This is a genomic window from Mycobacterium gallinarum (assembly GCF_010726765.1).
GTDB lineage: Bacteria > Actinomycetota > Actinomycetes > Mycobacteriales > Mycobacteriaceae > Mycobacterium > Mycobacterium gallinarum.
In genome coordinates this window covers 3,557,375-3,579,399 of record NZ_AP022601.1, presented here as the reverse complement: position 1 = coordinate 3,579,399, position 22,025 = coordinate 3,557,375, and the positions used below count along the sequence as shown (strand labels likewise).

Sequence of the window (22,025 nt, the reverse complement as noted above, 5' to 3'; positions counted from 1 at the left end):
GTCAGTTGACTCCTTCCATGAGGCTGGCCGCCGCGACTTCGCGTAGACCTTCGGTGATGGCCCCGTCGCTCGAGAGCGGCGCGAGAATGCAGGCCTCGGCCGCCTCCAATTCAGTTGCGCCCGCCGCGATCAGGTGCGCTGCGGTGACGAGCACTCGGGTGGACGGGGGTTCGAAGTGGAATGCTTCGTCCGCGGTCCTGATCGCCGTTGCACATTGCACAAGACGCTGGGCCGACCCCAATGCGATACCGGCCTCGGTGACGATCACCTCGGCCTCGCGATCCGGCGGGAGATAGCGCATCGGGAGGGTGACGAAGCGCTGCCGGAACGACGGCTTGAGTTCCTTCAACGAACTGCGGTACGCGGGGTTGTAGGAGCACACGAGCATGAACGCTTCGGGCGCCTGGACTACCTCGCCCGCCCGGTCCAGGTAAAGAGCCCGACGATGGTCGGTCAGCGAGTGCAGGATCGCGAGCGAATCGTGGCGGGCCTCTACGACCTCGTCGAGATAGCAGATGGCTCCGGCCTTTACGGCTCTGGTGAGCGGACCGTCCGTCCAGACGACGTCACCGCCGGTGACCATGAACCGTCCGACCAGATCCGAGCTCGTCAGGTCGTCGTGGCAGCTGATCGTGACGACGGGCCGCCGTAGGAGCAGCCCCATGTGCTCGACCAGACGTGTCTTACCGCACCCGGTGGGCCCGGTGAGCATCACCGGTAATCGCTGGCGGTACGCCTGTTCGAACAGCTGAACTTCGTTGCCGTTGGAGTAATACTGCTGAGACATGTGCGATCCGCTGTCGCTACTCGCTGTCACGCTGCCACCAACTCTCGATGCACATGGGCCAACACCCTGGGAAGCTCCTCGATCCGCCGGATGCGTTGGGAGCGGCGAGGTCCGAACACCTCGGGCAGCGGATCGACGCGCGTCGGGCCGACGCCGACGTAGTACATGCTCACGCCCGCCTCGCTGGCCTCCTTCACCGCATGCGCGGCATCCGCCCAGGCGTAGCGGCCCTCGTATCCCTCGTCGGAGATCAGGCCGTCGCCGATGACGATCAGCAGTCGCCGTTCCGACGGTTGGGCGAGCAGCCGGCTGGTCAGATGCCGCAGTGGCGCGCCGAGCCGGGTGTATCCGCCCGTGGCCAGGCCGAGGCCACCCGGCGGCACGAACCGGCGGTCCTCGAAATCCTTGAGGCAGGTGACCTCGACGCGGTGGCGGGTGTTGCCGGTGAACACGAATATCCCATGGCGTTCGCGGGCAAGTGTCATGGCCTGCGAAAGCGCGTCGGCACATGCCAATTCGAGTTTGAAAATCGTCCCGCCGTGCACCCCCAGCGAGGAGCTGCCGTCAAGAAGTAGGGCCGTGGTGACATCGCGGCTGCTGGGCAACAGGTCCCGGAAGATGCGTGGCTCGACGGCTTCGCCGGTCGTCAGATCGATGTAATGGCTGACGTACTGCTCGACGTCGAGGTCGGATCCGTCCTCCAGCCTGTTCTTCATGGCGCGATGGGTGTGCTCTGAGAACCACTTTCGCAGATCCGCCGAGGCCATCACCTGATGGCGGTGCTGACTCGTGTGGGTGCGTTCGAGCACCGCAACGTGGTCGGCCAGGAAGCTTTCGGTCCACGCATTCCACTCCGGATACGGGATGCCGGGGCGGTGCTCGGGCGTGATGTCCAGATCGTTGTCCTGCGGACGACTCGGCGGAGGCAGGTTCGGATTGCGCACGCCGCCATCGCCGCCGACGGGAACGGAGTACGGCCGGGGCAGCCGCTTCTGTGTTGTGGTCCAGGGCATCCGGCCGAAGGTGCGACGCAGCTTGTCGGCAATGCCCTGCGGGTCGGTGTACGCCCGGGGCAAGGTGCCCAGCAACGGGTCAACAATGAGCGGCTGCTGCGTACGCGCCAGTGCGACGGCGCGATGGAGCATCTCCTTGGCGTCCATATCGCTGGGCGCGACCGCAAGATCAGGTAGCAGACGGCGCACTTCCGCCAGGAGCCCAGGCCAGTTGTCCGCGATCCAGCCCACGGCGACACCCGCCTCGACGAGGGACAGCGCGCTCAGCTCCCGCGCCGAGAGCTCGTTCAATCGATAGTCGACCACGCGGTCCTTCGACGGTGAACATTGAAGCGCTACACCGCATGTCAGGCTGCGCCTGGTCCAGTCGTGAACCGGTGGGGGATACGGGACATGGACGAAATCGAGGGTGGAGCTCAGACCGAAGTCCCGCCGGTGTCCGCTCACGAGGCGCACACCCTCGCGGCGTTGCCCGCTGAGGGCCACGGCCGTGACGGCGCAGCTGCGTTCCACGGCGAGCGCGTGCGTTTCGGACAGCTCAGACATATCGATTACTCAGAACGTGCCGATGTTCGAGAACATCCAGTACCAGAACCAGATGATCAAACCGGTGCCGCCCCAAGCGGCGACGTATCGCAGGATCTCCCATACCCAATCCACGTCAGGCCTCCTTGCTATAAGTCATCGGATCTCCAGACCTCGGACCGCCGTGTCGACCAATTTGGCGAGCATCGTGTCCCGGATATCGGACTTGACCGTGGTCGTGAACACGCCGTACACGCCGAGCAGGAAGAACGCGGCGCTGTAGAACGCGTCGACGGCGGGATGCACCGCACCGTCGCCGCGCGCCCGTTCGATCTCATCGACCAACAACACGATCATCGGGTGGTCGGTCCATTCGTCCTTGGTCGGCCGGGTCGGCGAGAAGTGCAAGGCGAGTAGCTCTTTGAACAGCAGCGGGCCAAGACGTTCTTCGAGGCCGGTCACCAGCTGGACCGCCTCATCGAGCACCGTCACCAGATCATGTGGGTGACCCACGAAGCGGGCGAAATCGGCAGCCATCCGTGCCTCTTCGCGGCTTTCCAACTCGAGGAGGACGTGCTCCTTGCTCGGGAAGTGGAAGAAGAAGGTGCCGTGGGCGACGCCGGCGGCCGTCGCAATCGCGTTCACGTCGGCGCCGGACATGCCCGCGAGCTTGAACTCGGCGATCGCTGCGCCGAGGATGCGTTCCCGCGTCTGCAACCGGCGCGTTTCCCGCGCCGACTGCTTGACTTGAGGCGTCATGGTCCGCCCTTTGTAACTTAGTTACTGACCAAAGTCAATGAGTTGAGTCATTGACACTCAGTCGGAGAAGATCTCACGATTCACCGAATGCAGGTAGGGGATCGCGAGGAATGGGGTGATGTAGAAGATGTCGTAGAGCCACCAGCCGACGACGGGTAGGACGACGCCCGCGAACCGCACGTCGGCGTACATGGTCATGTTGAACACGTAGAGACACCAGATGAGCACGCCCATCCAGCAGGTGACGATCATCCACTGGTGTCCCCACCGCTTCATCTGCAGGAATCCGATCGCCGCCGCGATGCGCATGGTGAAGACGGTGAGGATCATCCCGACTTCCATGGCCTTCTCGCCGGGCCCGGCGGCACCTCCCAGCCATAGTTCGTTGTAGTGCCAGAAGTAGCCCGCGTCGAACATTGCGCCCCAGCCGTTCAACAGGATTCGGGCCAGGATGGTGTGGTTGGCGACCAGGTCCAAGGCCCATCCGACGGTGTTGATCGCCGCGTCGATGATCACCAGATAGCCGAGCAGCGTCACCAGCATGGGGCGCACTGTCAGACCTTCGCGTTGTGCCTTGCGAAGGAGCCATACCCCTCGCAGAAACAGCGGCAGACCGAAGACGCCGAGCGCCGCGGTACCGATCAGCAGGCTGCCGGATATGAGCCACTTGTCGGCCTGCCGCTGTGCTGCCTGCGACGCGGCCATGTGTTCGTCAAGGCCACTGCCGGAGGGCTTCGCGCTCGTCGAGGCAGCACGTTTACGGCCCAGATTCAGCGTGGGCAGATTCATGCAGACTGACTATAGTCAACCAGCGACGGTAGTCAATCGGCTACTCTGCTTCGATGCTGCGCAGTGTCCGCGTCACGTAGTCGTCGATCATCGCGGCCTGGCCGGGCCAAGCGTGGGTCGTCGTCAACAGCGCATACAGCCCGAGCAGGAAGAACACCGCGCTGTTCATCGGGTTCACATCCGGTGCTACTTCGCCCCGCTTCTGGGCGTGTTCGATCGCCTGTGCGACCTCAACGATAACGGGGTGCTGACGGCTCTCGTCGATGGGTCTCGTCTGTGAAAAGTGGAGTGCGAGAAAGTCTTTGAACAGCACCGCGCCGAGACGGCGTTCCAGTCCCATCACCAGCCGCACCGCTTCCCCCAGCATCGATGCGAGGTCATGTTCGGAGCCCGCGGCCCGTGCGAGTTGTTTGGCGATGCGTTCTTCTTCACGCTGCTCGAGTTCGAGCAGTACGTGTTCCTTCGTCGGAAAATGGAAGAAGAACGTGCCGTGAGCGACGCCTGCTGCCGCGACGATCGCGCCGACGTCCGCTTCGGCCATCCCCGCGCGTTTGAACTCGGCGATGGCCGCTCCCATCAAACGCTCGCGGGTCTGCAGACGCTTCGTCTCACGCGCTGAGGGCCTGTCTACCACTGCCATACGCCGACTCTACCGTCTGACTGCGCGTGCTCGAACGACGCTTATTGACTTCAGTCAATGGAAGTCGTTAGATGAGCAGCACTCAAAGGAGAGGACGCGGATGGCGCTGGAGCAGTTCAACCTCGCCGGGCAGGTGGCCATCGTCACCGGCGCCGGCAAGGGGGTCGGTCAGGGGATCGCGAGGGTGCTTGCCGAAGCCGGCGCGACCGTCGTCGGAACAGCACGTACGGAGTCGGACATCGTCGCGACGATCGACGGCATCGAGAAGGAGGGCGGCAAGGGGCTGGCGCTGGTCGCCGACGCCATGAGCCGACCCGACGGTGAACGCGTCGTGTCGACGGCCATGGAGCAGTTCGGCCGTATCGACATCCTGATCAACAATGTCGGCGGCTCGACATTCGGGTCGTTTCTCGACATCACCGACGAGGACTTCAGGCGCACCTTCGACTGGTGCGTGACTTCGGCGTTCATCATGAGCCAGCTCACTGCTCCGCACATGATCGGGGCCGGACACGGATCCATCGTCAACATCTCCTCGGGTTCAGCACGTTTCGGCATCCGTGCGCTCACTGCGTACTGCGTCGCCAAGGGTGGGCTCGAAGCGCTCACCCGGGCGATGGCCCAGGAGTTGGCGCCGAAGATCCGGGTCAACGCGATCGCACTGGGCTCTTTCGCTACGGAAGGGCTACAGAGCGGCTTGGACATGATGCCGGGGGCGCTGGACACGATGCTCGGGCTCACGCCGCTGCACCGCCTCGGCGACGTCGAGGACCTCGGGCGTCTCTGTGTGTATCTGTCGACCAAAGACTGTTACGCGACCAACGCTATCTTCCATGTGGACGGCGGCATCGACTCGAACAACCTACCGCTGCCCATTCCCGACTACTGATCGAGGAACTCACATGCGACGAGTTGTGCAGTTCTCCACCGGCAACGTCGGCCAGCATTCACTCAAGGCGATCATCGGTCGGCCGGATCTGGAGCTGGTGGGTGTGCACGCGGCCAGTCCGAACAAGGTCGGGCGTGACGCCGCCGAACTGTGCGGATTGACCGAGCCGACGGGCGTCATCGCGACAGACGACATCGATGCGCTGATCGCGCTCAAACCCGACTGCGTCGTCTACACAGCACAGGCCGAGACCCGGCCGATGGAAGCCGTCGAGCAATTGGCGAAGCTCCTTGCCGCCGGCATCAACGTCGTCGGCTCGTCGATGGTGTGGCTGGTGACGCCGCGTCAGGCCGACGACTGGCTGACCGGACCGCTGGAGAAAGCGTGCGAGGAGGGCAACTCGTCGCTGTACGTGAACGGCATCGACCCCGGCTACTCCGGCGACACCGAGGTGCACAGCGCGCTGAGCTTGGTCACCCGCGCGACGTCCGTTCTTGTCCAGGAGATCTTCGACTACGCAAACTATGACGATTACGAGTTCACCGGTAAGTCAATGGGTTTCGGGCTGAAGGCGGATGATGAGCAGCCGATGTTCTTTCTGCCTGGTGTGCTGACGACCATGTGGGGCGGCCCGGTCCGCAATCTCGCCGACCAGCTCGACATCGAACTCGACGATGTGCGGCAGCGGATCGAACCCTGGTACACCGACCAGAGGATCGAGTGCAAGCTGTGCACCGTCGAGCCCGGTGGCATGGCCGCGGTCAAGTTCGCGGTCGAGGGGGTGCGTGACGGGGTTCCGGTGATCACGATGGAGCACATCACCCGACTGACGGAGGTGGCCGCGCCGGAGTGGGAGTTCCCGCCCGTCGGCAAGCCCGGTGTGCACCGCGTGGTGGTCGAGGGTGAGCCGCGGGTGGAGCTGAACACGCACGTCTCGGATCCGCTGCTCGATGTCACCGAGGCCGGATGTGTCTCCACCGCGGCCCGGGTGGTCAACGTGATCGATTGGGTGTGCGACGCCCCCAAAGGACTGATCGCGGTCGAGGACATTCCGCAGGCAGCGGTTATCCGCGGGCTGTTCTGGTGACGTCATCCGCGATTGCACTCCGGATTGCTGAGCAGTCGCCTAGCATCGGGTGATGTCGCAGACCACCACCCAGCCGGGAATCTGCCGGATCTGCTCGGCGCACTGCGGGGTGCTGGCAACCGTCACCGACGGTCGGCTCACGAAGGTGACGGGGGATTCCGACAATCCCATGTTCAAGGGGTACACCTGCGCCAAGGGTCGGGCACTGCCGGAAATCCACAACAACCCAATGCGGCTCCTGCGCAGCCAGAAACGACAGGCGGACGGTACCTACGCGCCGATCGAGTCCGAGCGCGCGATGGACGAGATCGCGGCGAAACTGCAGGACTTGATCTCCACCCACGGCCCACGCTCGATCGCGATGTACCTGGGAACCAACGGTTTGCCGTATCCGGCGTCGGCGTTGATGGGCAACGCGTTTCTCAGAGCGATCGAGTCGCCGATGTTCTTCACCGCCAACACCATCGACCAACCCGGCAAGCAGATCGCGCTTGCTGCACACGGTCACTGGCTCGGCGGGGATGTCGACTTCCACCAGGCCGACAGCTGGCTGCTGGTGGGAACGAACCCGCTGGTCTCCAAGGCCATCGGCATCCCCGGGCAGAACCCGGCGCAGAACCTGCGGGCAGCGATCAGCCGTGGGATGAAACTCATCGTGATCGATCCGCGCCGGTCCCAGACGGCGGCACGCGCAGCGATTCACCTGCAGCCCCGCCCTGGTGAAGATGTGACGATTCTCGCTGGGATGATCAACTTCGTCATCCGGGAAGGTCTGTGCGACACCGCGTTCATCGAGGAGAACGTGGCAGGCTTTGATGACCTGGCGGCAGCCGTGGCCGGTTTCACCCCGGCCTACGTCGCCGAGCGCGCCGACGTTCCGGAGGGCCAGTTCATCTCCGCTGCAAGGCTTTTCGCCACGTACGGCGAGCGGCGCGGAATGGTGAATGCGGGAACCGGCGCCAACTTCGCGATGCGCGGCAGCTTGCTCGAATATCTGTGTCTCGCGCTGACGACGATCTGCGGCCGCTGGCAGCGTGCCGGCGAAAAAATGCTGCGGCCCAACACATTGATGCCTGCGTTCACAGCCAAGGCGCAGCCGCATCCGCCCTACGAGGGATGGGGATACGGCGAGAAGTTGAGGATGCGCGATCTCACCGACACCGTGGCCGGTATGCCGACTGCGGCGCTCGCCGATGAGATCCTGCTCGAGGGCGATGGTCAGGTGAAGGCGTTGATCTGTATCGGTGGCAATCCGATGGCCGCGTGGCCCGATCAGCGCAAGACGCTGCGCGCTCTGGAGAGCCTCGACCTGCTGGTCACCCTGGATACGGAGATGTCGCTGACGTCGCGGCTCGCTGACTATGTCATCGCCCCGATGATGCAGATGGAGACACCCGCGATGACGATGGGCAGCGAGCTCATCAAGTACTACACCAGCGGCACAGGCATCCCCGCTGCATACGCGCAATATGTGCCCCGACTCCTCGATCCGCCGGCCGGTTCCGATCTCACCGAGGAGTGGCAGTTCTTTCTCGGACTGACCAAACGCATGAACCTGGATCTCTGGTTTGTGAACTTTTTCGGCGGCGGTGGGGGCAGATTCATGGAATCACCACCGGTGGTGCTCAACATGAATCGCGACACCGACCTCACTACCGAAGAACTGTTCGCGCAAATGTGTTCGACTTCGCGTGTCCCTTTCGACGAGGTGCGCAGCCATCCGCACGGCAAGATCTTCGACGTCGATGCCGTGGTCGAGCCACGGGATCCCGATTGCACAGCCCGGCTCGACGTCGGCAACACATACCTCCTTGGTGAGCTGGCAGAGGTGCTGACTGAGGACTTCGCCACTGCTCGAAGCGATTCCGCCTTCCCGTTCCGCCTGATCCCGCGACGCAGTCAGAACTTCATGAATTCCTCTGGCACCAATCTTGCCGCGCTGCATAGGGGAAAGCCGTACAACCCCGCGTACATGCATCCCGATGCGATCGACGCGCTTGGCCTGCGGTCCGGGGATTCGGTGCGAATCGAATCCCCCCACGACCGCGTTCCGGCGGTGCTGGAAGCCGACGACAGCCTGCGGCCCGACGTGATAGCGATGCACCACGCGTTCGGTGGATTGCCCGAGGAAGACGCCGAGTTTCGGGACAGGGGCTCGAACGTCGGCCGCCTCGTCCCCACCGACGTCGACTACGACCGCATCACCGGCCTACCGCGTCAGGGCAACATTCCCGTCGTTGTCACCGCGCTTGGTTGACCGCCTGGGCGATCGGCGTTTCCCCGCCGATCAGCTCGAACGTGCGCCCGGCGGTCTCGGGAGTGTCGAGCATCCCGAGCAGAACCTTGGCGACATCCTCGCGCGGGATGTCACCATGCCCGGTCTGGTCGGATATCTCGACCCGACCCGTGCCCGCGTCGTTCGTGAGATGGCCGGGGCGTATGACGGTGACCTCGAGTGCATCACGCGCGCGGATCACGTCGTCCGCATGGCCTTTCGCGCGCAGATACGCGACGAACACCGGATCGCCGATGTCATCGGGTGCCTCGACATCGGCACCGATCGCCGAAACCATCACGTAGCGCCGCACTCCCGCGATCTCGGCCGCGTCGGCGAGCAGAATGGCCGCATCACAGTCGACGGTCTGCTTGCGTGCCGCGCCACTGCCGGGGCCTGCCCCCGCCGCGAACACGACGGCGTCGGCGCCCTGCAGGTGCGTTGCGACGTCGGCGGCGGTGACGGCTTCGAGGTCGATGACGACTGCCTGGGCACCTGTCGCTTCCACGTCGGCGACGTGGTCGGGGTTTCTGATCAGGCCGACCGCCGTGTCTCCGCGCTCGGAGAGCAGGCGTTCGAGGATGAGGGCGATCTTGCCGTGCCCACCGGCGATGACGACGCGCATGCTGCCATGCTACGGCTACTGTTCTCCGCCGAACGTGGGTTACCCGCACGCATACTCGGCTCTTGGCGTAACAAAACCCCACACCCGCGTGTTCTGGATCTCGCTAAGCCAAGCGCTCGCGCAAGGCCCGCTTGAGCACCTTGCCGTAGCTGTTCTTCGGCAGCTCGTCGATGTACTCGTACCGCTTGGGCCTTTTGAACCGCGCGATGCGCTCGAGCAGATGAGCGTCCAGGTCCGCGGGCGACGCCGAGCCGACGATGAACGCAACGACGACCTCGCCCCACTCCTCGTCAGGCGCCCCCACGACACCCGCCTCGTCGACGCCCGGATGCTCGAGCAGGATCTCCTCGACCTCGCGCGGATAGATGTTGCTTCCTCCGCTGATCACCACATCCTTGGAGCGGTCCCGCAACGTGAGGAAGCCGCGCTCGTCGAACGACCCCATGTCGCCGGTGCGCAACCACCCTTCCTGCAGGGTCTTCGCGGTGGCCTCGGGATTGTTCCAGTAGCCGGCCATGACAACGTCTCCGCGACAGACGATCTCACCGATCTCACCCGCCGACGCCGGTGTGCCGTCGTCGCGCAGCACCGCGACGTCCACACCTGACCGGGCGTACCCGACGGAACCCAGAACCGCGTCATCGGCGTCGATGTGGTCGGCCCTGCGCAGCCCGGTGATGGTCATCGGTGCCTCGCCTTGACCGTAGAGCTGGACGAATATCGGGCCGAACGCCGCCACCGCCTTCTTCAGGCTGTCGACGTACATCGGGCCGCCGCCGTACACGATCGTGCGCAGGTTCTGTGGGCGTGCGCGTCCGGTCTGGACGAGGCGCTGAACCATCGTGGGCGCGAGGAACGCGCTGCAGCCGGGATGACGCTCACAAAGGTCGAGAAACTCGCCCGGCTCAAACGCCGCGGAGGCCGGAATCACCTGCCGCGCAGCACGTAACACGTAGGGCGGGATGTACAGGCCGGAGCCGTGCGACATCGGTGCGCCGTGCACCAGGCTGCAGGTGTGGTCCGGCGAGTCGAAATCCGCCAGGTGCGACACCGTCATCGCCATCAGGTTGCGGTGCGAGAGCATGGCCCCCTTCGAGCGGCCGGTGGTCCCGCTGGTGTAGAAGAGCCAGGCCAGGGTCGCCGGGTCGGTGCTGCGCGGCCGTTCCACCGGGGTGCTCGTTGTGCGCGCCGAATAGGCCTCTGAGTCAACGGTTTCGACGGGCACGTCGGTGGCCGACGACAGCTCCGCGCCGATCTTGGGCGACGCGAACACCTGCGAGACCCCTGCGTCGTCGATGATCTGGACCATTTCGCGCGGATGAAGCTTGTAGTTGATCGGCACGACCGCACACTCGGCCGCCCATGTCGCGAACATCAGCTCGACGATCTCAGGGCGGTTCTCGCTGGCGATGGCGATACGGGTGCCGGGCGCCCCAAGGGTGGACGCGATTCGCATCGCCCGTTCACGCAACTCGGACCACGTGTGCAACTGGCTCTCACCACGGAACACCGCGCCACGATCGCCGAACCGCTCTGCGGCCTGGTCCAGAAGGCCGAACAGGTTCACTGCCGCTCGACCCAATCGGCGTTCAGCGCGAAGTCCGAGAGGTACTTGGTCGACGTCCAGCCGCCGTCGACGGCGATCTCCTGCCCGTTGATGAAGGCTGCTCCGTCGCTACACAGGAACGCGACGGTGCTCGCGATGTCCTCGACCTCGCCCAGGCGTGGGTACGGCGTCATCTCGGTGTTGATCTTGCGGAATCGTGGGTCTTCTAAGCGGCTCGCCACCATCGGAGTGAGGGTGACACCCGGGGCAACGGCATTGCAGCGAATGCCTTGTGGCCCGTACTGGCAGGCGATGTGCCTTGTCAGGGATGTCAGGCCACCCTTGGCCGCCGAGTAGGCGCCGCCCCGCAGACCGCCCACGATGGCGAATGTCGACGTGATGTTGATGATCGCCGAACCGGGCTGCATGTGCACGACCGCTTCACGGGCCAACCGGAACGGCGCGCGCAGCATCAAACCCAGGAAATAGTCCAGTGATTCGTCGTCTGTCTCGTGTAATGGCTTGGGGCTGCCCACTCCGGCGTTGTTGATCAGGAAGTCGATGCGGCCCCACCGTTCGATGGCGGTGTCCACGATCCGGCGCGGCGCATCGTCCGCGGTGAGATCAACGGCGAGGGTCTCAATGTGCCCCGGGTCGTGGCTCTTGAGTTCCGCGAGCCTGGCGTCGTCGCGGCCGGTGCCCAGCACGGCCATTCCCTGGGAGGCGAGTTTGGTCGCGCATCCGAACCCGATGCCGCTACTCGCGCCTGTCACGATCGCAACCTGCATATCACTCCACCTTCTCAAGTGTCGCCCGGATCTGATGCTTGAGCACCTTGCCCGCGTCGTTCTTCGGCAGCGCATCCCAAATGACGATCTGCTCAGGGATTTTGAACTTGGCCAGACCTGCACCGATCAACAGTTCCCGCAGGTCGTCGATGTCGGGTCCGCGTTCTCCGGTGGCGACGACCACCGCGCACGCGCGTTCTCCCGTCCGGTCGTCGGGCACGCCGACGATCGCGATCTCGGCGATCGCCGGGTGCGCGATGAGCAGGTCCTCTACTTCCTTGGGCGAAATGTTCTCGCCGTTGCGGATGATGATGTCCTTGGCCCGGCCAGTGACCACCAGGTAGTCCTCATCGACCCAGCGGGCGAGATCGCCGGTGCGGAAATAGCCCTCGCTGTCGAAGGATTCCGTCTCGTCGTCGGAGTGCAGATAGCCGACCAGCATCTGCGGGCCGCGCGCACATATCTCCCCGCCGGTCAGTTTGACATCTGCGATACCAGCGCGACCGTCGGTATCGGCCGCATGGCCGACGTCATCGAGAGATCCCACGGTTGTCACCGGTACCTCGGTCGATCCGTACACCCGGGACACCGCGGCCTTCTCGAAATAGTCTGTCGCCCTGCGGATCAGCGACGGTGGAACCGAAGCGCCGCCGCAGATGAACACCTTCAGGTCTGGCAGCCGGCTGTCCGCCCGCTCAGCGGCCGCCAACAGACCGTCGAGAAACGGTGTGGCACCCGCCATGTGAGTGCAGTGTTCCGCCAGCATCAGCGCCACCGCGGCATCCGGATCCCAGCGTTCCATCAGCACCGCGGTGGTGCCGAGCAGCAGGGGGCACTCGAACGCGTAGATCGACCCGCCGATGTGTGCGATGGGCGACGGAACGAGGAACCGGTCGCCGTCGGCGACCCGCCAGTGCTCGCCGATCTGGCGGATCAGCGCGTGGATCGAATTATGTGTGTGCAGAACGCCCTTGGGCCGTCCGGTCGTGCCGGAGGTGTAGAGGATCATGCGCACGGTGTCGGGATTCAGAACCGGCAACACCGCGGTCGTCTCGGTCGCGAACATCGAGGCGTACGGCGTATGGCTGTCACCGCGGACGACCACGACGGCCGGTGGTGCGGCCATCGATGCGGTCACCCGTTCCAGCATTGCGGCGTAGTCATGGCCACCGAAGTTCGACGGTATGAAGATTGCGCGGCTGTCGGCGTCGCACAGGATGAACGCGAGTTCGCGGTCGCGAAGCGAGGGCAGGATGGGGTTCACCACCATGCCGGCCAACGTCGCGCCCAGATAGATGACGGCGGCCTCATGCCAGTTCGGCAGCATGAACGACACCACGCTGCCCGCGGGCATCAACCCCATCAGGGTTTGAGCCAGTGCGGTGGCCTTGTCGTGTAAACCCCTGCAGTCGAGCCGGATTGCGCCGTCCAACAACACCGTGCGCTCGGGCGTGGCCCTGGCCGCGTCGCGCAGCGAGTCGGCGAGCGTCTCGCTCACCCACAGCCCACGCCGGTACGCGTCGGCCGCGCGCTGCTCGTCGACCCTCACTGGCCGGCCTGCTCCTTGACCCGGCGCATCGTCATGGAATGCCGGTAGCGTGACGAGGGATGGGTGTTGACGGTGACCTGCGCGACCTCACCGTCGGACGTCTTGTAGGTGCGCTGCATCTCCAGCGCCGCGCTGCCCACCTCGACCTGGAGCACCGCGGCCAGCTCGGACGTGACGGGCACCGCGGCGATCTCCTGTCGCACCTCGACGATGCTGACCCCGAACAGGTCCTCGATCAGCGGGAAGATGGGCCCCGAATGCCGTTGCAGCAGGCGGCCGACCGCCGCGAACGCCCGGTTGATGTAGTACTCCGTCGCGCATACCGGAGCTGAGGTGCCGTCCGCGCGGTAGCCGCGGACGGCCAGCCATTCCGTTCCCACGCTGAGGCCGGTCCGCTCGCCTAGGTGCTCGTCGATGACCACCATCGCATTGCTTTCGATCGTGAGCTGTGCACCAGAGGCGAACGCGAGCAGGTCGTTGATCGACATCACGTCTTGGGCATAACTGTTCGTCTCCGGCCGCGGCACCACCAGTGTGCCGGCGCGAGGGCGGGACGCGACGAGATTGTCGTCGCGCAGCCGTCGCAGCGCCTCGCGCACGGTGTAACGGCTGACCTCGAAACGTTCGCACAGCTGTTGTTCGGTAGGCAGTTGAGAACCGACGGGATACACCCCGTCCACGATCTCCTTCCGGAGAGTGCGCGCCACCTGGAGGTACCGGTGATCGGCCGGCGTGACTGTCATGTGCGCCGCAACGCCAGAACGCTGCCGTCGCCGTCCGCCGAGAAATACAGGGAGCCGTCAGGTCCCGAGGTGATGCCGGCGAACGGTCCTTGTGGCCCGGAGAACGGCGGCATTCCCTTGAGTGGCTTGGGATCAACCCCCGGCGGCGGCCCGATGGGCAGGCCGGAGGCGATGGTATTCCGTTCACCGCTCGCGAGATCGACCGCGACGACCTCCTTGGCTCCCGCGTCGACGATGTACAACTGACCGTCACTGACGTGGATTCCTTGCGGTCGTTGCAATCCGTCGACCACGGTCTCGGTCGAACCCGCAACCCGTACGACTCGGCCGGCACCCGACTCGGCGACCATCGGCACACCGTCGGGCCCGAAGGTCACACCGACCGGGTCCTGCAGGCCGGAGGCGAGCAACTCGACGTGGCCCGACCGCAATGCGTGCACGCTGCCGGTACCGAGTTCGGCGAACACGATGCTGTCGCCCGGTCCGATCGCGACGCCGTACAGTTGATCGAATCCGTCTGCGAGGTAATCGGTTTCGCCGTCGCCCGGCCGGTAGCGCGCAATCTGCCCACCCGATGTCGCCACCACGAAGACGCCGGGACCCGCTGGAGCCAACCCGCGCAGAAAGCCCGGATACCCCGGAGTGAATAGCATCCCGACGGTTTCCAGCACGCCGTCGGTGCCGACGGCGTAGAAGTACGTGCCGTCGGCGACGTAGAGCTGGCCGTCGACGCCGACGACCAGGTCCAGCGGCCAATTCAGCCCGCCGGGCAGCGCGGTGCGTGTTTCACCGCCGGCCAGGATCTCGGTGATCTCACCGGTGAAGTTGGACACGAACAGCCGGTCGCCTACGAAGGTCAGGTTGTCCAGGCCGGGGTTCAGTTGCGCCAGCAGCATCTTGTCGCCGCTGCGCGGGTCGATGCGCAGCACCTGCCCGCTGGCCACCTGCGTGGACACCAGGAAGCCCTTCGAATCGAACTTGACCGCATCGGGCACGCCGAGATCACCGGTGACACGATGCGGCTCGCCGCCATCGGGATGAATGCGCCAGATCTCGTTGGCCGTCATCAGCGGGTAATACAGCATGCCGTCGGGGCCGACTTCCATCGCGTTCGGCGAGGACAGGTCCTCCAACAGAATTCGCGATGCGCCGGTGGCCCTGTCCAGCTCCATCAGCCTGCCGCCGTCTCGACATTCATTGATGAACAACCGGTCCTGATACACGGTGATGCCGTTGGCGCACGGAAGATCGTCGCGCAGCACCCGCGCTGCACCGGCGGCGTCACGCACGCTCACCCGGCCGTCCATCACCTCGGTCGCGTACAGGTTGCCGCTCGAATCGAAGGCGACATCATCGGGCGCGATGATGTCGCCTCCCTTGGGGCTGATGGCCTCGACGTCGCCCGCGAGGTCAAGGGCGCTGATCTGGCTGCCGGTCACCTGCGCGACATAGACCCGTCCGTCGGGACCGGTGCGCAGGCCGTTCGCCCCGAACAGCCGACTCGGTGGCGTGAGCCTCTCGAGCCGCCAGCCGTTGGCCGTCCTCGGGTCGGTCGCGATGTACCGGGAGGGCGGGCGCGAGGCCGTCGCGGGAACAGTCATGAACCCGGACGCTACCAAGCCCTGCTAGTCCAGACAATAGCCCGAATTGCCAGGTGCCTCGCCCTTGACGGGGTCATTACCGCTGCGGAATAGTGTTCTGCAATATGCAGAGCAACATATGTTGTCCGGACAAATGTCATGCCTGACCTGCTGGGGCTGGCTGGGCGCATGGTCGTGGTGTCCGGTGCGGGCGGTGGCGGCATCGGTACCACGGTCACGCGCATGGCCGCGGAGGCGGGCGCCACCGTGATCGCAGTGAGCCGGTCGAAAGAAAATCTCGACGAACACGTCGCGCCCCTGGCCGAGCAGGGTTTGTCGGTGGTGCCGGTCTCCGCGGACGCGTCCACCGACGAGGGAATCGCCACAGTGATGGATCACGTGCGGCGTATCGACGGCCTGCTGTACGGGTTGGTGAACATCGCGGGCGGTGCGGCGCCGTCGACGTGGATGCCTGCCACCCGGGTCACGCGCGAGGACTGGCGGGCGCTGTTCGCCGCGAATCTGGAGACCGCGTTCTTCATGAGCCAAGCGGTCGCCGCCGAGATCCGGGCACAGCAGACGCCGGGATCGATCGTCTCGGTGTCCTCGATCAGCGGAATGAACACCGCGCCCTTCCACATCGCCTACGGCACCGCGAAGGCGGCGATCGTGGCGATGACCCGCACCATGGCCGCCGAACTGGCACTGGACAACATCCGCGTCAACGCTGTCGCCCCCGGGGTGACGGCGACAGCCGCGTCGCGCACCTACGTCGACGACGACCCGGATCGTGACCGCACCGCCATCGCGATGGGCCGTCGCGGCACTCCCGAGGAGCAGGCGGGTGCGATCCTCTTTCTGCTGTCGGGCATGTCGAGCTACATCACCGGCCAGACGCTGCTGGTCGACGGCGGCCTCAACCTCAAATGGACGCACCTCGGCGCCGACAACACGTCGCTTTTCCTCGCCGACGAATCCTTCCGCGAAGCCATCAGTCGGCCCTGAAAGGTAGACGAAGTGACCCACACCGAATCCGATCTGGACGCCGCGATCGAAATCGATGGAGACCCGGACGACTCGACGGGGCAGATCGCCGAAGACCTGTCGTCGCCGATGACCATCGGCGTCGACGCCTACATCTCCGAGGATTATGCCCGTGCCGAGCGGGATCGGTTGTGGCGCAAGGTATGGCAACAGGTCGGCCGGGTGGAGGAGATACCTGAGGTCGGCAGTTACCTGACCTACGACATCCTCGACGACTCGATCATCATCGTACGAACGGGCACCGGATCCGGGCCCGACTCCTTCAAGGCGCATCACAACGTGTGCATGCATCGCGGCCGCAAACTGGTCGACAATCCCGAAGGCGCCAAGAACGCCGTCGGGCGGGCCCGCAAGTCCTTCGTCTGCGGATTTCACGGCTGGACATACGGTTTGGACGGAGCCTGCACCCACATCCGCGAACAGGACGACTGGAAGGGTGCGCTGACCCCGGACAACACCCACCTCGTGCCCGTCCAGGTCGACACCTGGGGCGGCTGGCTGTTCATCAACATGGACCCGGATTGCGAACCGCTGGTCGACTACCTGTTTCCCGCGGCGAAGATCCTCGACCCGTTCGGTCTGGAGAACATGCGCTACAAGTGGCGCAAGTGGCTCTACTTCGACTGCAACTGGAAGGTCGCGATGGAGGCCTTCAACGAGACCTACCACGTGTTCACCACTCACCCGGAGTTCAACAGGTTCGGCGAATTCAAGGGCTGGGCCAAGGCGCAGGGCAAGCACAGCAACATCGGGTATGACGCTCCCAAAGGGATGGACGAAACCAAGTCCAAAATCCGTTTGGGAACCGGCGATCCGCGTATATCGACCGCTGAGATGCAGGTCTACACCATGGAGGAGACCAACGCGACCACCACCAACACGCTGGTGAACGCAGCTAAGCGGCTGGTCGACGAACTGCCCGAGGGCACTCCCGCCGACCAGGTGCTGCAGCATTGGCTCGCGTCAGCCCGCCGTGACGACGAAGCGCGTGGGGTGATCTGGCCGACGATCCCGGCCGACATTCTCGGTCAGAGCGGGACCGCCTGGCAGATCTTCCCGAACTTCCAGGTCGGCCAGGGCTTGACGAGCGCGCTCTGCTACTCGGCCCGTCCTGATCCGAGCTACAACCCCAACAAGTGCATCTTCGAGGTCGCGGTGTTCGAGCTCTATCCCAAAGATGAAGAGCCGCAAACGGAATGGCAGTACACACCAAAGGACTCGCCGAACTGGCTGTCTGTGCTGCCGCAGGATTTCTCGAATATGGCGGCAGTACAGCAGGGCATGAAGTCGGCCGGCTTCCCCGGTACGAGGCCCAACCCGTACCGCGAGCGCAGCACCGTCAACCTTCATTACCAGCTGTCCAAATACATGGGCACCGGCGAACCACAGGAGCTTTGAGCGATTTCGGTGTAGTTGGTCGCGTTGAGCGCGACCAGCTACACCGAAATCACGAGTTAGGAGATACATGACGACCACCGAGAACACGTGCGGGCCGACCGACACCCCGTCCGACATCGACATCCCCGCGATCCGGGAGAAGTACGCCGCTGAACGGGCCAAACGTCTACGACCCGAGGGTGGTTCGCAGTATTTGGAACTCGAAGGGGAGTTCGCGGAGTTCTCCGAGGTCGACCCCTACACGACGGTGGTCGAGCGCGACCCGATCGCCGAAGACGTCGACGTCGTCATTCTCGGCGGCGGCTTCTCCGGCCTGCTGGCCGGCGCCTATCTCAAGAAGGCCGGCGTCGACGGCATCCGCGTCATCGAGATGGCGGGCGACTTCGGCGGGGTGTGGTACTGGAACCGGTTCCCTGGAATTCAATGTGACAACGACGCTTACTGCTACATCCCGCTGCTCGAAGAGCTGGACTTCATGCCGTCGAAGAAGTTCGCCGACGGCGCCGAGATCTTCCAGCACTGCCGCAACATCGGCAAGCACTTCGGCCTCTACGACGGCGCGCTGTTCTCCACCCAGGTCCGCGAATTGATCTGGGACGACGCCACCGCGCGCTGGCGTATCAGCACCGACCGCGGAGACGACATCCGCGCTCGCTTCGTCGTGATGGCTCAGGGCTCGTACAACCGCCCGAAACTTCCCGGAATCCCCGGCATCAAGGAATACCAGGCTGCCGGTGGGCACGTGTTCCACTCCGCGCGTTGGGACTACGACTACACCGGCGGAGACGCCGACGGCGGCCTGACCAAGCTGGCGGACAAGCGCGTCGCACTCGTCGGCACCGGTGCCACGGGCATCCAATTGGTACCGCACCTCGGTCGCGACGCCAAGCAACTGTTCGTATTCCAGCGGACGCCGTCGTCGGTCGATACGCGCACCAACCCCGCCACCGACCCCGACTGGGCTGCCTCGCTGCAGCCGGGTTGGCAGGAGGAGCGCAAGCGCAACTTCCACAACTGGTCGCCGTTTGTGGGCGTCGTGTTCGGTGAGCCGGACCTGGTGTGCGACTTCTGGACTGAGCTCGGCCGCAACCTAACCGCGCGCATCGCGGGAAGCGACGATCCGGCTGCGGTGACCATCGAGCAGATCATGGCCTTCCGGGAAGAGGAAGACTACAAGATCATGGAGCGGTTACGTCGCCTCGTCGATGAGATCGTCGACGATCCGGACACCGCCGAGACGCTGAAGCCGTACTACCGCTTCATGTGCAAGCGGCCAACGTCCAGCGAGCAATATCTCGCCACCTTCAACCGACCCAACGTGACGCTGGTCGACGTGTCCGCGTCCAAGGGTGTGGAACGGCTGACCGAAAAGGGAATCGTCGCCGACGGCGTCGAATATGAGGTCGACTGCGTCGTGTTCGCCAGTGGTTTCGAGATCTCGACCGAGATCAGCCGACGCTATGCGATCGATCGAATCGTCGGCCGCGACGGGCTCTCGCTGTTCGACTATTGGCAAGACGACTACAAGACCCTGCACGGGATGACGAGTCGGGGTTTCCCCAACCAGTTCTTCATGGGATTCATCCAGGGCGGCGTTTCGGCCAACACGACGGCGATGTTCGAGCAGCAGGCCAACCACATCGCTTACCTCATCGCCGAGGCGCAGAACCGCGGCGCCACGACGATCGAGCCCAGTCAGGAGGGCCAGGACTCCTGGGTGCAGACCGTCCGTGAACTCGCCATCGACAACTCGGCATTCGAACTGTCGTGCACGCCCGGCTACTACAACAACGAAGGCCAGGGCGGTGCCGTGAAGAACGGCGCATTCCTCGGTGGCTTCTATTCGCCCGGCTTCTACGCCTTCGACGAGTTGATCGCGCAGTGGCGGGCCACGGGCGACCTCGACGGGCTTGAACTCCGTGCCTGACCTGAGGTTCGACGGCCGGGTCGCGGTCATCACCGGCGGCGGCAGGGGACTGGGCCGCTCGTACGCCCTGTTGCTGGCGGCGCAGGGTGCGAGGGTCGTGGTGAACGACGCCGGCGGAAGTCTCATCGGTGACGGTTCAGATGCCGAGCCTGCCGATGACGTGGTGCGCGAAATCATCGCCGCGGGTGGAGAAGCGGTCGCCAACACCGATTCGGTCGCGACTCCTGAGGGCGGTCAGGCGATCATCGGGACGGCGCTGGACCGGTTCGGTCGCATCGACATCCTCATCCACAACGCCGGAAATGTGCGACGGTCCCCGCTGCGCGAGATGTCCTACGAGGACTTCGAGGCCGTCGTCGACGTACATCTGCGCGGAGCGTTCCACGTTGTGCGCCCGGCTTTTCCGGTGATGTGTGATGCGGACTATGGCCGCATTGTGCTGACATCGTCGATCGGCGGGCTGTACGGCAACCACGGCGTCGCGAACTATGCGGTCGCCAAGGCGGGCGTGATCGGGCTGTCCAACGTCGCCGCGATGGAAGGTGTCGACTACGGCATCAGGAGCAATGTGATCGTGCCCGCCGCCGTCACACGCATGGCCGAGGGCATCGACACCTCGGCGTATCCTCCGATGGGACCAGAGCTGGTGGCGCCCGCCGTCGGATGGCTGGCACACGAGACATGTTCGATCACGGGGGAAATACTCGTCGCGCTCGCGGGCCGGGTGGCGACGGCAAAGGTAGCGGAGACTCCGGGTGTATACCGGCCGTCGTGGACGATCGCCGACGTCGGTGAGAACATGACGGCGATCCGCGACGACACCGAACCGCTGGTTTTCCCCGTGGTGCCCGACGGCCACGGCGACCACATCCGGTACAGCTTCGCGATGGCAGCGCAGAATGCCTAGCGGTCCGCTGGCGGGCGTCCGCGTCGTCGACCTCACCGCTGTGGTGATGGGCCCGTACTGCACCCAGATCATGGCGGACATGGGCGCCGACGTCGTGAAAGTAGAACCACCCGAAGGCGACATCGTGCGCTATGTCGCCGAGGGGCCGGCGCCCGGTATGAACGGCGTCTTCATGAACGTCAATCGCGGTAAGCGCAGCGTGGTCCTCGATCTGACGTCCGACGAGGGCGTCGTGGCGCTTCGCGCTCTTGTCGAATCAGCCGACGTCTTCATACATTCCATGCGAGCGAAAGCGATCGCCAAGCTCGGATTCGACTACACCGCTGTTGCGGCTATCAATCCGAAGATCATCTACACCAACTGCTACGGCTACAGCAGGCGTGGTCCGGATGCCGACCGCCCGGCCTACGACGACACCATCCAGGCCGAGTGCGGACTACCTGCCGTCCAGAAGGAACTCACAGGAGACGCCACGTACGTGGCAACGATCATGGCGGACAAGGTGACCGGGCTGACGGCGCTGTACGCCACCATGATGGCGCTGTTCCATCGGGAGCGCACCGGGGAGGGGCAGGAAGTCGAAGTCAGCATGTTCGAGACCATGGCCTCCTTCATGTTGGTCGAACATGCCAACGGTGCAATATTCGACCCTCCACTAGGTCCGGCAATCTACCCGCGTACCGTTGCACCAAACCGGCGTCCGTACCGCACGAGTGACGGTCATGTCGCCGCGTTGATCTACAACGACAAGCACTGGAATGCCTTCATCGCGTCGGTGCAACCGGCGTGGAACTGCGATGAGTTTGCGACGCTGGCCCTGCGCGCCAAGCAGATTGACAGGGTCTACGGTTTGCTGGCGCAGACCATGTTGCAGCGCACCACAGCCGAGTGGCTCAAGCTCTTCGCTGAACTCGAGATTCCCGCCACGCCGATCAACACCCTCGACTCTCTGTTCGACTCCCCGCAACTCAATGCGGCCGGTCTGTTCGAAACCGTCGAAACTCCCCAAGGCCCAGTGCGGTTTCCCGGTGTTCCGACATGGTTCTCGCGGACTCCCGGTCGGGTCGCCGGTCCGGCTCCTCGGCTTGGTGAAGACACCGACGAGGTGCTCGGCGAGCTTGGGCTGGCATCGGACCTGAAGAGATCGGGGTAGG

General features: G+C 64.6%; 19 protein-coding genes. 8 read left to right on the top strand and 11 right to left on the bottom strand.

All coding sequences use genetic code 11. From position 1 onward, the window contains the following. Nucleotide 1: 1 nt before the first annotated feature. The 5 genes from G6N42_RS17430 to G6N42_RS17410 form a co-directional block, all read right to left on the bottom strand. Nucleotides 2-787, bottom strand: a complete 786-nt coding sequence (locus G6N42_RS17430) for a CbbQ/NirQ/NorQ/GpvN family protein (protein ID WP_163737709.1) — start codon at nucleotides 785-787, stop codon at nucleotides 2-4. A gap of 26 nt (nucleotides 788-813) precedes the next feature. Further along, nucleotides 814-2,346, bottom strand: a complete 1,533-nt coding sequence (locus tag G6N42_RS17425; protein ID WP_163730723.1) for a nitric oxide reductase activation protein NorD — start codon at nucleotides 2,344-2,346, stop codon at nucleotides 814-816. Nucleotides 2,347-2,481: 135 nt separating this feature from the next. Next, nucleotides 2,482-3,084, bottom strand: a complete 603-nt coding sequence (locus G6N42_RS17420; RefSeq protein WP_163730722.1) for a TetR/AcrR family transcriptional regulator — start codon at nucleotides 3,082-3,084, stop codon at nucleotides 2,482-2,484. Between the two features lie 57 nt (nucleotides 3,085-3,141). Next, entirely contained in the window at nucleotides 3,142-3,873 is a 732-nt protein-coding gene (locus G6N42_RS17415) for a hypothetical protein (RefSeq protein ID WP_163730721.1), read from the bottom strand. A 40-nt stretch (nucleotides 3,874-3,913) separates the two neighbouring features. Next, on the bottom strand, nucleotides 3,914-4,513 hold the full coding sequence (locus G6N42_RS17410) for a TetR family transcriptional regulator (protein WP_163730720.1): 600 nt from the start codon (nucleotides 4,511-4,513) through the stop codon (nucleotides 3,914-3,916). Nucleotides 4,514-4,613: 100 nt separating this feature from the next. Here G6N42_RS17410 and G6N42_RS17405 point away from each other — a divergent pair, with 100 nt between their 5' ends. From G6N42_RS17405 to G6N42_RS17395, 3 genes are read left to right on the top strand one after another with little or no spacing between them, the layout of a single operon-like run. Then, nucleotides 4,614-5,402, top strand: a complete 789-nt coding sequence (locus G6N42_RS17405; protein WP_163730719.1) for an SDR family NAD(P)-dependent oxidoreductase — start codon at nucleotides 4,614-4,616, stop codon at nucleotides 5,400-5,402. A 13-nt stretch (nucleotides 5,403-5,415) separates the two neighbouring features. Next, nucleotides 5,416-6,489, top strand: coding sequence for an NAD(P)H-dependent amine dehydrogenase family protein (locus tag G6N42_RS17400; RefSeq protein WP_163730718.1), 1,074 nt, complete (start codon nucleotides 5,416-5,418; stop codon nucleotides 6,487-6,489). Between the two features lie 52 nt (nucleotides 6,490-6,541). After that, nucleotides 6,542-8,746, top strand: coding sequence for a molybdopterin-containing oxidoreductase family protein (locus G6N42_RS17395; protein WP_163730717.1), 2,205 nt, complete (start codon nucleotides 6,542-6,544; stop codon nucleotides 8,744-8,746). Here the strand turns inward: G6N42_RS17395 and G6N42_RS17390 are convergent. The 6 genes from G6N42_RS17390 to G6N42_RS17365 all read right to left on the bottom strand — a co-directional run bounded on the left by G6N42_RS17390 (nucleotide 8,730) and on the right by G6N42_RS17365 (nucleotide 15,616). Continuing rightward, complete coding sequence (locus tag G6N42_RS17390) at nucleotides 8,730-9,389, bottom strand: SDR family oxidoreductase (protein ID WP_163730716.1); 660 nt, start codon at nucleotides 9,387-9,389, stop codon at nucleotides 8,730-8,732. The genes G6N42_RS17395 and G6N42_RS17390 overlap by 17 nt on opposite strands. Nucleotides 9,390-9,492: 103 nt before the next feature. Next, nucleotides 9,493-10,956, bottom strand: a complete 1,464-nt coding sequence (locus tag G6N42_RS17385; RefSeq protein WP_163730715.1) for an acyl-CoA synthetase — start codon at nucleotides 10,954-10,956, stop codon at nucleotides 9,493-9,495. Further along, nucleotides 10,953-11,723 (bottom strand): SDR family NAD(P)-dependent oxidoreductase, encoded by a 771-nt coding sequence (locus G6N42_RS17380; protein ID WP_163730714.1) that lies wholly within the window; start codon nucleotides 11,721-11,723, stop codon nucleotides 10,953-10,955. The genes G6N42_RS17385 and G6N42_RS17380 overlap by 4 nt, the downstream gene beginning before the upstream one ends. Before the next feature lies 1 nt (nucleotide 11,724). Beyond that, complete coding sequence (locus tag G6N42_RS17375) at nucleotides 11,725-13,272, bottom strand: AMP-binding protein (protein WP_163730713.1); 1,548 nt, start codon at nucleotides 13,270-13,272, stop codon at nucleotides 11,725-11,727. Then, nucleotides 13,269-14,015: a GntR family transcriptional regulator gene (locus tag G6N42_RS17370; RefSeq protein WP_163730712.1), complete on the bottom strand. Its 747-nt coding sequence runs from the start codon at nucleotides 14,013-14,015 to the stop codon at nucleotides 13,269-13,271. The genes G6N42_RS17375 and G6N42_RS17370 overlap by 4 nt, the downstream gene beginning before the upstream one ends. Then, complete coding sequence (locus tag G6N42_RS17365; RefSeq protein WP_163730711.1) at nucleotides 14,012-15,616, bottom strand: SMP-30/gluconolactonase/LRE family protein; 1,605 nt, start codon at nucleotides 15,614-15,616, stop codon at nucleotides 14,012-14,014. The genes G6N42_RS17370 and G6N42_RS17365 overlap by 4 nt, the downstream gene beginning before the upstream one ends. 138 nt (nucleotides 15,617-15,754) lie before the next feature. Between G6N42_RS17365 and G6N42_RS17360 the strand changes: the two genes are divergently transcribed. From G6N42_RS17360 to G6N42_RS17340, 5 genes are all read left to right on the top strand, one after another. Beyond that, entirely contained in the window at nucleotides 15,755-16,600 is an 846-nt protein-coding gene (locus tag G6N42_RS17360) for an SDR family NAD(P)-dependent oxidoreductase (RefSeq protein ID WP_163730710.1), read from the top strand. 12 nt (nucleotides 16,601-16,612) lie between these two features. Further along, nucleotides 16,613-18,037 (top strand): aromatic ring-hydroxylating oxygenase subunit alpha, encoded by a 1,425-nt coding sequence (locus G6N42_RS17355; RefSeq protein ID WP_163730709.1) that lies wholly within the window; start codon nucleotides 16,613-16,615, stop codon nucleotides 18,035-18,037. A gap of 67 nt (nucleotides 18,038-18,104) precedes the next feature. After that, on the top strand, nucleotides 18,105-19,964 hold the full coding sequence (locus tag G6N42_RS17350; RefSeq protein ID WP_163730708.1) for a flavin-containing monooxygenase: 1,860 nt from the start codon (nucleotides 18,105-18,107) through the stop codon (nucleotides 19,962-19,964). Continuing rightward, the gene (locus G6N42_RS17345; protein ID WP_163730707.1) at nucleotides 19,957-20,871 is read left to right on the top strand and encodes an SDR family NAD(P)-dependent oxidoreductase; all 915 of its coding nucleotides are present in this window, start codon (nucleotides 19,957-19,959) and stop codon (nucleotides 20,869-20,871) included. Before G6N42_RS17350 ends, G6N42_RS17345 begins: the two co-directional genes overlap by 8 nt. Continuing rightward, nucleotides 20,864-22,024: a CaiB/BaiF CoA transferase family protein gene (locus G6N42_RS17340; RefSeq protein WP_163730706.1), complete on the top strand. Its 1,161-nt coding sequence runs from the start codon at nucleotides 20,864-20,866 to the stop codon at nucleotides 22,022-22,024. Before G6N42_RS17345 ends, G6N42_RS17340 begins: the two co-directional genes overlap by 8 nt. The last annotated feature ends 1 nt before the right edge of the window (nucleotide 22,025 follow it).